At 62.8% G+C, this 10,323-nt stretch carries 11 protein-coding genes; 10 read left to right on the forward strand and 1 reads right to left on the reverse strand.

From position 1 onward, the window contains the following. Positions 1–218 precede the first annotated feature (218 nt). Entirely contained in the window at positions 219–419 is a 201-nt protein-coding gene (locus RBH77_RS20310; protein ID WP_311029372.1) for a hypothetical protein, read from the reverse strand. A gap of 287 nt (positions 420–706) precedes the next feature. On the opposite strand from RBH77_RS20310, the gene RBH77_RS20315 reads away from it, so the two are divergent. From RBH77_RS20315 to RBH77_RS20360, 10 genes are all read left to right on the forward strand, one after another. After that, on the forward strand, positions 707–841 hold the full coding sequence (locus RBH77_RS20315; protein WP_311029373.1) for a hypothetical protein: 135 nt from the start codon (positions 707–709) through the stop codon (positions 839–841). A gap of 13 nt (positions 842–854) precedes the next feature. Further along, positions 855–1,757 (forward strand): LysR family transcriptional regulator, encoded by a 903-nt coding sequence (locus RBH77_RS20320; RefSeq protein WP_311029374.1) that lies wholly within the window; start codon positions 855–857, stop codon positions 1,755–1,757. Between the two features lie 213 nt (positions 1,758–1,970). Next, entirely contained in the window at positions 1,971–2,780 is an 810-nt protein-coding gene (locus RBH77_RS20325; protein ID WP_311029375.1) for a shikimate dehydrogenase family protein, read from the forward strand. A gap of 106 nt (positions 2,781–2,886) precedes the next feature. Continuing rightward, entirely contained in the window at positions 2,887–4,023 is a 1,137-nt protein-coding gene (locus tag RBH77_RS20330; RefSeq protein WP_311029376.1) for an ABC transporter substrate-binding protein, read from the forward strand. 59 nt (positions 4,024–4,082) lie between these two features. Continuing rightward, positions 4,083–4,961, forward strand: a complete 879-nt coding sequence (locus tag RBH77_RS20335) for a branched-chain amino acid ABC transporter permease (RefSeq protein WP_311029377.1) — start codon at positions 4,083–4,085, stop codon at positions 4,959–4,961. After that, positions 4,961–5,938 carry a branched-chain amino acid ABC transporter permease gene (locus RBH77_RS20340; RefSeq protein ID WP_311029378.1) on the forward strand — a complete coding sequence of 326 codons (978 nt, stop codon included), beginning with the start codon at positions 4,961–4,963 and terminating at the stop codon, positions 5,936–5,938. The genes RBH77_RS20335 and RBH77_RS20340 overlap by 1 nt, the downstream gene beginning before the upstream one ends. Then, positions 5,935–6,681: an ABC transporter ATP-binding protein gene (locus tag RBH77_RS20345; protein WP_311029379.1), complete on the forward strand. Its 747-nt coding sequence runs from the start codon at positions 5,935–5,937 to the stop codon at positions 6,679–6,681. Before RBH77_RS20340 ends, RBH77_RS20345 begins: the two co-directional genes overlap by 4 nt. A 3-nt stretch (positions 6,682–6,684) precedes the next feature. Next, positions 6,685–7,416, forward strand: coding sequence for an ABC transporter ATP-binding protein (locus RBH77_RS20350; RefSeq protein WP_311029380.1), 732 nt, complete (start codon positions 6,685–6,687; stop codon positions 7,414–7,416). After that, positions 7,388–8,281 carry an SMP-30/gluconolactonase/LRE family protein gene (locus tag RBH77_RS20355; protein WP_311029381.1) on the forward strand — a complete coding sequence of 298 codons (894 nt, stop codon included), beginning with the start codon at positions 7,388–7,390 and terminating at the stop codon, positions 8,279–8,281. The genes RBH77_RS20350 and RBH77_RS20355 overlap by 29 nt, the downstream gene beginning before the upstream one ends. A 20-nt stretch (positions 8,282–8,301) precedes the next feature. Then, complete coding sequence (locus RBH77_RS20360; RefSeq protein WP_311029382.1) at positions 8,302–10,194, forward strand: bifunctional sugar phosphate isomerase/epimerase/4-hydroxyphenylpyruvate dioxygenase family protein; 1,893 nt, start codon at positions 8,302–8,304, stop codon at positions 10,192–10,194. Positions 10,195–10,323 lie beyond the last annotated feature (129 nt).

The following is a 10,323-nucleotide window of genomic DNA, read 5'->3' on the forward strand; positions in this document are numbered from 1 at the left end:
CGGCGAAAGAAAAGCCCGCCGGGGTGAGCGGCGGGCTTCTGCTAGATCGGCGAGGATCGGGCGGCTATTCTCCCGCCTTCGCCATAGCGTAGGCGTCGCGCGTCTGCGCTGGCCGGTCAAGGGGCGATCCTCGAATAGCTTCAAACCAAGCATCCTCGACCATGTGCGCGGCGGCGCGGGGTGAGCGCTCAACGCCGTGAAGCTTGTCGGCGGCCTTGCTATTCCGGCCCGTGCGCGTTTATCGCCCAAAACCATATACCTTGTTGCGGGCCGGTGTCATGGCGATAGATGCGCCCGACGCCGCCAGTGTAGCCGTCAGCGTCCGCAACGTAATCAGCATCCTTATCTGGCCATGTCTGCCGCCAGTGCAAGCGCAAGGGTAAAGCTTCGCCGTCCGCGACCTTTTCAGGTTCGGCCATGGGGGAATCTCCGTCTGTTTGATGACGCGAGATTGCCACCGGGGTGGCGATGCCGTCAAGGATCTTATTCCTATTTTGTTCCGCCCTCTAGCTTTTGACGGACGGGCGTCGGCGCGGTCGATTCTCATCGGGCTTTTGCCGGGCGGATACTCAAGTGGACTTCCGGACGGAGTGGTAAAGCGTGATGAGGCGCTATAACGAAATCAGCAGCGCACCGTGCTGTTGATTTCAGAGGAACGACGACGATAACCAACCGTCCGGGGAAGCCCTATGCGGACACCAGGCTCGTGAAGTATCTCGAAAAGCGCATTCTGGAGCTGAAGCCGAGGAAGACCCAGATCACGATCGCCGCCGAGGCCGGCTTCGTCAACCCATCTGGCTCGGCCATCTTGCGCTATGGTGCAGCCAAACCAGGGCCATGAGTAGGTAGCTCAGATGCTTACACTGCGTCAGATCGAGGTCATCCGTGCCATCATGGTGACGGGAAGCATCGCCGGGGCAGCGCGGTTGCTCAATGTCGCTGCGCCGGGAATAAGCCGCCTGATGAAGTATTCGGAGGATACGCTCGGCGTCCGCCTGTTCGACCGGCGCGCTGGTCGATACGTGCCCACGCCTCAGGCGCGTCATATCTTCAACCTCCTCGATACCGTCCACCACAAGATCGAAGACCTTCAGTCGGCAGTCGATGGCCTGGCCCGCGGCGATCGGCAGGAACTGTGCATCGCGTCCGTGCCGAGCATCGCCAACGTCATGATGCCGAGGGCCGTTGCCGCCCTTCGCCGGCGCTATCCCGATCTCGCGCTCGACATCAACATCCTGAAGATCGAGGAGGCCATAGACTACCTTCTGCTCGGCCGGGGCGAACTCGTCGCAATTTCCTCCCGCTTCGACCATCCGCTGATCAAATTCGAGCTTCTCGCCAGCGGTCGGCTTCTGTGTATCGTTCCAGAGAACGGCCCTCTTGGAACACGAGAGCGGATCACACCGGCGGAGATGGCGGAATTTTCCTTGATCGGCATCAATCCGAAGGATCCCTATGGCGCGATCATGGCCGCCATGTTCGAGAATGCCGGACTGGAATACCGGATGAACATAAAGGCGCGATTTGGAACGACGGTCTGCAGCCTCGTTGCGCAGGGACTCGGAATCGCGATCATCGATGAATTTACTGTGGCTTACGGCCAGGTGCCTGGATTGAAGAGGCTCACGATCGACGCCGAGAGCATCTTTCACACCTACGCCGCCTACCGAAATGATGTGTCGCTCTCCGCATTTGCGGAACAGTTCCTTCGTCTGCTTCGAGCAGAGATGACCGCCGCCAGTTCGCTAGGTGGTTAGTGAGCAACGAACTCGGCGAAGAGACGCCCATAACATCATGTTACTAATGAAGGGAAAATTGGTATGCGAAATTACCTGCGATAATCGCTAGCTTCATCCCCGTCATTGATGTGGATAGGCGTGCAAATCGTCGGCGCGCATGGTTGCAGGCACAATGCTGCGTTCGCCTCCGACAGGCCAGCAGGTGCCAAGGCCAGGAGCAGGTAGGTCAGGGTGCAGTCGGTTCAGCTTTCGGGAAAGACAGAACTTCTACCCGTGGTCGGTGACCCGATCGAGCAGGTTCTGTCGCCAGGGGCATTGACTGGGCTGCTGGCGAAACGCCGCAAAAACGTCCTCGTCGTTCCGTTCCATGTTTCGGCGGCCGAATTCCGCAAATCGATGAGCGCTCTTGCGAGCGTCCGAAACGTCCCTGGAGCCCTCGTCACAATACCTCACAAACAAGCAGCATTGGATTTGTGCGCCGACACCACCGAGCGTGCGCGCTTCGCCGGTTCCGTGAACGTCATGCGCAAATCCGCCGCCGGATGGTTCGGAGACAACACCGATGGTTGCGGCTACATGGACGGCGTCGCGTGCCTTGGCTTCTCCGTGGAAGGCAAATCGGCGCTACTCGTGGGCAGCGGCGGTGCCGGATCCGCTATCGCCAACGAGATCCTTCTGCGTGGCGCCAGGCATTTGGCTTTGCACGACACCGACGCCGGCCGACGCGACCGCCTAGCTGAGAGGCTCTCATCTGCCTTCCCCGGCCGCGTCAGCATCGGCAGCGCCGATCCGACAGGCTACGACCTGGTCGCGAACGCAACGCCGATGGGGATGCGGCCCACCGATCCGTTGCCAATTCTCGTCGAGAGGTTGAAGGCCGAGCAATTCGTTGCTTGCGCAGTGACAAAGCCGGCGACGCCGCCTCTCATCCAGGCCGCGCGCCGGTGCGGCTGCCCGACGATGACCGGGGCAGGCATGTTTCAGGCGCAAGCCGAGACGCTGATAGATTTTTTGCTCGCTCCGGGGTTTGCAAATGCATAAGGGTAATCACCGGGTGAGGCTGCAAGTCTCCTGATCGATGACATGTGCAGGGTGGCGCCTTGGGAGACGGCGCCTACGAGCCCTGTTCGGCTTGGGAGGAATCCGGATGAACCGAAGAATAGTTCTTGCATTAACCGCAGCCCTGCTCGCGCCCGCGGGCCTCGCGCATGCCGACGACACCGTCACAATCGGCGTGCTGGCCGAGCTTTCGGGACCCGGTGCGCCCTCTGGCACCAACTGGCGCGACGGGATCAAGATCGCGGTCGATGAGATCAACGCCGACGGCGGGATACTCGGCAAGAAAGTGAAAACCAATGTCTATGACACGCAGACCGATCCGCAGGTCTCGCGCGCATTGGCGCAGAAGGCGATCGACGAAGGCGCCTATGCCATCTGGGGCACGGTCTATTCCGGATCGACCATCGTCAACATGCTGGTGGCGCAGCAGAACAGCATCCCGCAGTTCACGGGTTCAGAAGCACCGGCCATCGTCGAGAAGGGCAATCCGTTCATCTTCCGCACCTCCTCTGGTGCACAGAAGGGGGTTCCCTCGCTGACGCCCTATTTCAAGGACACGCTGAAAGCCAAGAAGGTCGCCGTCGCCTGGGTCAACAATGAGTTCGGCAAGGGTGGCCATGACGTCTTCGTCAAGCAGATGAAGGACGTCGGCATCAATGTCGTCGCCGACGTTTCGTCCGAGCAAGGACAGACGGATTATGCCGCTGACGTCTCGAAGCTCAAGGAATCCGGCGCCGACGCCGTCTTCGTCTATATGAACCAGGAGGAGTCGGCGCGTTTCCTGATCGAAGCCAGAAAGCAGAACCTGACGATGCCGCTCGTCGGCGAGGTGACCCTGACCGAGGCCAAGGTGATCGATCTCGCCGGCGCCGCCGCGAACGGCGCTCTCGCCCATGTGGGCATCACATCGACGGCGACTGACAACCCCGCGATCGCTTCCTTCGACGAGAAATTCAAGAAGGAATTCAACCGCAATCCCACGCACGACGCGCTCAAGGCCTATATCGGCGCGTGGGCGACGAAGTATGTCACCGAGATGGTCGGAAAATTCGACGGACAGGCTTTCGCGGACAAGATGCATGGCCTGTGTCTCAAGGCGAAGGATTATCCGCACATGGCGCTGGACACCTGCTGGGATGATCGTGGGGAGATGTCCCGCCCGAGCTTCATGGTGCAGGTGAAGGACGGAAAAGCGGTCGTGATTGGCACGGTCCCGGCCAACTAGAACAGCCATACGTCTGATCGCGGCGGCTTCGCCGTCGCGGTCGGCCACCGAGAAAGATCATGTCCCAGCTTCTCCAGGTCCTGCTTTCCGGCCTCGCCACCGGGTCCATCTATGCGCTCGTGGCCATCGGCTTCACGCTCGTATGGCAGGCGGCGCAGACGGTGAATTTCGCCCAGGGCGAGTTCGTCATGCTGCCGGCCTTCTTCGTGCTCGCCGGACTGCACTTCTTTCACATGCCCCTTTGGGCGGCGCTTCTGCTCGGCGTGGTCGCCTCGGTGATCGTGCTCGGTATCCTCTTCAAGAAGCTGGTCGTCGAGCCGATCCTGCCAAGCGGCGGCACATCGCTCGTCATTGCCACTATCGCGCTCGGTATATTCCTGAAGGAGAGCGTCAAGGAATTCTATGGCGCCGAGGCGCAGTCCTTCCCGTCAATGTTTCCGGGAGGCACCTTCCACTTCTTTGGCGCGGTGTTGTCGGTCCAGGACATCCTGGACCTGGTGTTTTCGCTCTGCGTCGTGGTCCTGCTGACGCTTTTCCTCAACCGCACGAGGACCGGCCGCTGCATGCAGGCGACCGCGCAAAACCCGGCCGTCGCCGAGATCCTCGGCGTCAACGTCAAGCGGATGATCCTCTATACGTTCCTCATCAACGCCGTCCTGGCGGCGCTGGCATCCTTCCTGATCACGCCGGTCTATCTCGCCAAATTCTCCAACGGCGAGACCCTCGGCCTGATCGCCTTCATCGCCGCCATCGTCGGTGGCTTCAACCAGATTCGGGGTGCACTGGCGGGCGGCCTGCTGATCGGCGTGCTCGATAATCTGACGGCCACCTATGTCACCGCCGACTACCGCGCCGCCCTGCCCCTGGTGCTTCTGATCGCCATCATCCTCGTGCGCCCGCAGGGCCTGCTCGGAACCTCCGAAGGGCGGTCCGTCTGATGGGAGCCCGCATCCGCCTCATCGTGATCGTGGCGCTGGTCGTCCTCGCGATCCTCGCCCCGCTCGGACAGAAGGGCTACGTCATCTACCTGCTGACGTCGTGGCTCATCTTCTCGATCGCGTCGATGGGGCTGAACCTGACGCTCGGCTATGCCGGCCAGATCTCGCTGGCGCAGGCATCCTTCATGGGTATCGGCGCCTATGTGACCGCGTTGCTCACGCTGAAAGGCTGGCCGTGGATCGGGGCCATGCCGCTCGGCCTCGTCGCATGCTTCGTCGTCGGCCTGCTGCTCGGCTATCCGGCGCTGCGCGTCAAAGGCCACTTCCTCGCCTTCGTGACGCTTGCGTTCAACACGCTAGTCTTTCTCGTCCTGCGCAACGAGGACTGGCTCACCGGCGGCACCTACGGCCTGTCGGGCATGCCGCGGCCGAGCTTCGGCTCGCTCTCCTTCATGAAGCCGCTCTATTTCTATTACTTCACCCTGGCGGTGACGGTGATCGCCGCGCTCATACTGTGGGGCATAGTGCGCTCACCCTGGGGGCGCGCCTTCAAGGCACTACGCGAGAACCCGGTTCGGGCCGAAAGCCTCGGCGTCGACACGCGCCGCATCACGCTGCTCGCCTTCGCCATCGGCACCACCTATGGCGGCCTGGCTGGCGCCCTGATCACGCCGCTGGTGCAGTTCATCGAGCCCGGCTCCTTCGGGCTGGTCCACTCGCTGCGCATCCTGCTTATGGTCGTGGTCGGGGGCTCGGGCTATTTCTTCGGCCCGTTCGTCGGGACCGGAGTCGTCATCCTTCTGCCGGAAGTCCTGCGTTTCACCCAAGGCTACTACCTGATCATCTATTCGGCGCTGGTGATCGCCATGCTCGCCTTCTTCCCCAAGGGTTTGATGGGCATCGGCGCCTGGCTGCGCCAGCGTCTGCGGCCGCGCGAAGCCCGGCGCGACCTGGCAGAAGGGGTGCGGCTGAAATGAACGCACCCGTCCTGTCCGTCCGCAACCTTTCCAAGAGCTTCGGCGGCATCAAGGCCGTGAAGGACGTCTCCTTCGAGGTCCATAAGGGCGAAATCCTCGGTTTGATCGGTCCCAACGGGTCCGGCAAGTCGACCCTCTTCAATTGCATCCTCGGGCAGCTCGACGCGGACGCCGGCAAGGTCTCGGTGAACGGCAGCGACGTTTCCGGCGTGCGCGCCTTTCGGCTGAACAGGCTGGGCGTTGGTCGCACCTTCCAGCAGCTTTCGGTCTTCCCGCAGATGTCGGTGATCGACAACGTCATTCTCGCCGGGCAAGAGCATCGAGGCTCGATGCTGTCCAGGCTGTTCGGATCGCCGGACGCCGGCCTCACCGAAGCGGCCGACCGGCTGATCGGCTTCTTCCGGCTTTCCCATCTCAGGAATGAACTGGCCGGATCGCTTTCCTACGGCCAGCAGAAGCTGGTCGACGCGGCGATGGCGTTCATGGCAGGGCCGAGCCTTGTCCTGCTCGACGAGCCGGCAGGCGGCGTCAATCTGACTATGCTCGCTGGCCTGAAGGAACGGCTGCTCGCCTACAATGCCGACCACCAGACGACCTTCGTGGTGATCGAGCACAACATGGATTTCGTCATGAGCCTGTGCACACGCATCATCGTGTTGGCGGAAGGCGCCGTGATCGCCGAAGGCGCGCCCGCGGACATCCGCGCCGACCAGACCGTCATCGACGCTTATCTCGGAGGCTGACCGTTGCTGGAGCTGAGAGACCTTTATGGCGGCTATGGCCGGATTACCATCCTGAACGGTGTCTCCTTCAGGGTCGAGCCCGGCACGATCACCACGGTGATCGGCCCTAACGGCGCCGGCAAGTCGACCCTGTTCAAGGCCGTCTTCGGCCTGCTCGATATCCAGTCCGGCGAAGTCCTGCTCGAAGGCCGCAATGTCACCCGGAGGACCCCGCGCCAGATGATCGCCGATGGCGTTACCTACGTGCCGCAGGGGCGCAACGTCGTGCCGCAACTTTCCGTTTACCACAACCTCGAGCTCGGCGGGATCACCGCTCCCGACCAGGCCAAGGTGCGGCAGCGGATCGACGAAGTAATGGACCAGTTCCCGATGCTGCGGGAATTTCGGGATCGGAAGGCAATCGAGCTTTCTGGCGGCCAGCAGAAGCAGCTCGAAGTGGCGCGTGCACTGCTCCTCGATCCGAAGCTGATCCTTATCGACGAGCCCTCCATAGGCTTGTCTCCCAACCTTGTGCAGGAGGTGTTCCGCACATTGCAGCGACTGCGCGACCGCGGCGTCACCATCCTCATGGTGGAGCAGAATGCCAAGGCGGCGCTGGCCATGTCGGATTATGGGCTGGTGCTGGAACTCGGGCAGACGCGCATGCACGACAAGGCGGATCAGTTGCTTGCCGACCCGCGCGTCGGACAACTCTTTCTTGGTGGTCATGTCGAAGATGCGGAGCTTCCGGCCTGAGATCGAGGCGCTCCTCGCGCCCGCTAACCGCCTCGGCGAATGCCCGATATGGTGCAACCGAAGCCGGATGCTGTGGTGGGTCGACGTTCTGGAACCCGCGCTGTGGAGCTTCGATCCGGCCACTAACGCCTGCCGCCGGCACGCGGTCGGCGCCAGGCGGATCGGCTCGATCGCGCTCCGTGAACAAGGCGGCCTGGTCCTCGCCTGCGATAGCGGCCTCTACGCCTACGATCCGGATACCGGCAGCCGGAAATTCCTGGTCGATCCCGAACCCGGAATCATCGGCCACCGCAAGAATGACGGTCGCGCCGATCCATGGGGCAATTTCTGGATAGGCACGCTCGAGGAGGACCGCTACAGGCCCGTCGGCAAGCTCTACCGCGTCACGCCCGACCTGTCGGTGACCGTCGAGGCGGAAGCGTTGGCCATTCCGAACTCGCTCGCTTTCGACAAAGACCGCGGCCGCATCTATTTCGCCGACACCCGCGCCTATACGATCTGGACGGCGCCCTGCGCTCTTTCCGGCGCGCGGGCAGGGCAGAAATCCATCTTCGCCACGACGGCCGCACCGGCCCGGCCGGACGGCAGCTGCGTCGACGCCGAAGGCTGCCTGTGGAATGCCGAGTATGAAGGCAGCCGGGTCGTCCGCTACGCCCCTTCGGGTGCAATCCTCGCGACCATCGAGCTTCCAGTAAGCCATCCGACTTGCTGCTGTTTCGGAGGCGTCATGCTCGATCGTCTCTTCGTAACCAGCGCAATTGAACCGCTGGACGAAAGCCAGCGCGCGGACGAACCGCTCGCCGGCCGTGTCCTGGTGCTGGATCCCGGCGTGCGCGGTCGCCCCGAATACCGGGTCGGGCTGTAGAGTTTGAGAGGGCAAGCGTGATGAAGACGTCGATCGCGACGGTGTCGATCAGCGGCGACTTCCGCGAGAAGCTTGTGGCGATCGCGAGTGCCGGCTTCGACGGGGTGGAGATATTCGAGACGGACTTCCTCGCCTTCGACGGGACGCCGGCGGAGGTCGGTCGCATGGTGCACGACCACGGGCTGGAGATCACGCTGTTCCAGCCCTTTCGCGATTTCGAGGGCATGCCAGAACCGCAGCGGGCGAAGGCGTTCGACCGGGCGGAGCGCAAGTTCGACGTGATGGGCGAACTCGACACCGAACTGATGCTTATCTGCTCCAACGTCTCGCCGCTGGCGCTCGGCGGCATCGACCGGGCGGCGGCGGACTTCGCCGAGCTCGGCGAGCGGGCCGCGAGGCGCGGTCTTCGCGTCGGCTACGAGGCGCTGGCCTGGGGTCGCCACATCAACGACCACCGCGATGCCTGGGAGATCGTGCGGCGTGCCGATCATCCCTCGGTCGGGCTGATCCTCGACAGTTTCCATACGCTGGCGCGGAAGATCGATGTCGAGACGATCCGCGCCATTCCCGGCGACCGTATCTTCATCGTGCAGCTTGCCGACGCGCCGCTGATCGACATGGATCTGCTCTACTGGAGCCGCCATTTCCGCAACATGCCGGGCGAAGGCGATTTGCCGGTCGTCGACTTCATGCGCGCGGTGGCGGCGACCGGTTATCGCGGGCCGCTGTCGCTGGAGATATTCAACGACCAGTTCCGCGGCGGCTCGCCCCGCTCGATCGCCGTCGACGGCCGCCGCTCGCTTGTCGCGTTGATGGATCGGGTCAGGCGCGAGGAGCCAGGCATCCGGATCGAGGTTCCCGACATGCCGGACCGCATTGCTGTCGAAGGCGTCGAGTTTGTCGAGTTCGCAGCGAACGAGACGGAAGCAGACGAACTCGGCGCCCTGCTCTCCACCATGGGCTTTTCGCTCGCCGCCGAGCATTTGAACCGCGATGTCGCCGTGTGGCGCCAGGGCAATGCGGGCGGCATCAACATCGTCGTCAACACCAGCCGCGAGGGCTTTGCGCACTCCTCCTATCTCGTCCACGGCACCAACGCCTATGCGCTCGGCCTGCGCGTCGCCGATGCGGCGGCGACGGTCGCGCGCGCCCGCGCGCTCGGCGCCGAGACCTTCGCCGAACAACGCGGCGCGGGCGAGCTTTCCATCCCCGCGATCAGGGGCGTCGGCGGCGGGGTCATCTACTTCATTGACGAAACGCTTGCCGATGTCTGGAATGTCGAGTTCGAGCCGGTCGGAGAACCCCAGGCACGCGAAGCCGGCTTGATCGCCATCGACCATGTCGCGCAGACGATGAACTATGAGGAGATGCTGACCTGGCTGCTCTTCTACACCGCCATCTTCCGGACGGCGAAGCTGCCGATGGTCGATGTCGTCGATCCGGCCGGGCTGGTGCGCAGCCAGGTGGTCGAGAGCCCCGACGGGCGGCTGCGCCTGACCTTGAACGGCGCCGAGAACCGCAAGACGCTCGCCGGCCATTTCGTCGCCGAGAGTTTTGGCTCCAGCGTCCAGCACATCGCTTTCGCCACCGGCGATATTCTGGAGACTTCCGCACGACTTGCCGGGCTCGGTTTCAAGCCGCTGGAGATCTCGCCGAACTACTATGACGATCTCGCCGTCCGTTTCGACCTCGCTCCCGGACTGGTCGACAGGCTGCGCAAGGCGAACATCCTCTACGACCGCGACGAGCACGGCGAGTTCTTCCAGTTCTACAGCCGCAATTTCGGAGAGGGTTTCTTCTTCGAGATCGTCGAGCGCCGCAATTCCTACGCCGGCTATGGCGGCCCCAACGCACCCTTCCGCATCGCCGCCCAGAAACGCGCAATGCCGCCTAAGGGAATGCCGAGCCGATGATTGCAAGGCTCACCTTTCGCCGTCTTTCTCCGAGGAGAGGCATCTTTGGATTTTCACATCGTCTGGCGTCAATAGACATCCCCTTCGAAGGGAACGGAATCTTCTAACCTCGACGTAGTTCGTGCGCTG

This window comes from Mesorhizobium koreense (assembly GCF_031656215.1).
Lineage (GTDB): Bacteria > Pseudomonadota > Alphaproteobacteria > Rhizobiales > Rhizobiaceae > Mesorhizobium_L > Mesorhizobium_L koreense.

Bases quoted from the DNA above. Each gene is read 5' to 3' on its own strand.
- RBH77_RS20310 (WP_311029372.1), bottom strand. From the start codon at position 419: ATGGCCGAACCTGAAAAGGTCGCGGACGGCGAAGCTTTACCCTTGCGC.
- RBH77_RS20320 (WP_311029374.1), top strand. From the start codon at position 855: ATGCTTACACTGCGTCAGATCGAGGTCATCCGTGCCATCATGGTGACG.
- RBH77_RS20330 (WP_311029376.1), top strand. From the start codon at position 2,887: ATGAACCGAAGAATAGTTCTTGCATTAACCGCAGCCCTGCTCGCGCCC.
- RBH77_RS20335 (WP_311029377.1), top strand. From the start codon at position 4,083: ATGTCCCAGCTTCTCCAGGTCCTGCTTTCCGGCCTCGCCACCGGGTCC.
- RBH77_RS20340 (WP_311029378.1), top strand. From the start codon at position 4,961: ATGGGAGCCCGCATCCGCCTCATCGTGATCGTGGCGCTGGTCGTCCTC.
- RBH77_RS20345 (WP_311029379.1), top strand. From the start codon at position 5,935: ATGAACGCACCCGTCCTGTCCGTCCGCAACCTTTCCAAGAGCTTCGGC.
- RBH77_RS20355 (WP_311029381.1), top strand. From the start codon at position 7,388: ATGTCGAAGATGCGGAGCTTCCGGCCTGAGATCGAGGCGCTCCTCGCG.
- RBH77_RS20360 (WP_311029382.1), top strand. From the start codon at position 8,302: ATGAAGACGTCGATCGCGACGGTGTCGATCAGCGGCGACTTCCGCGAG.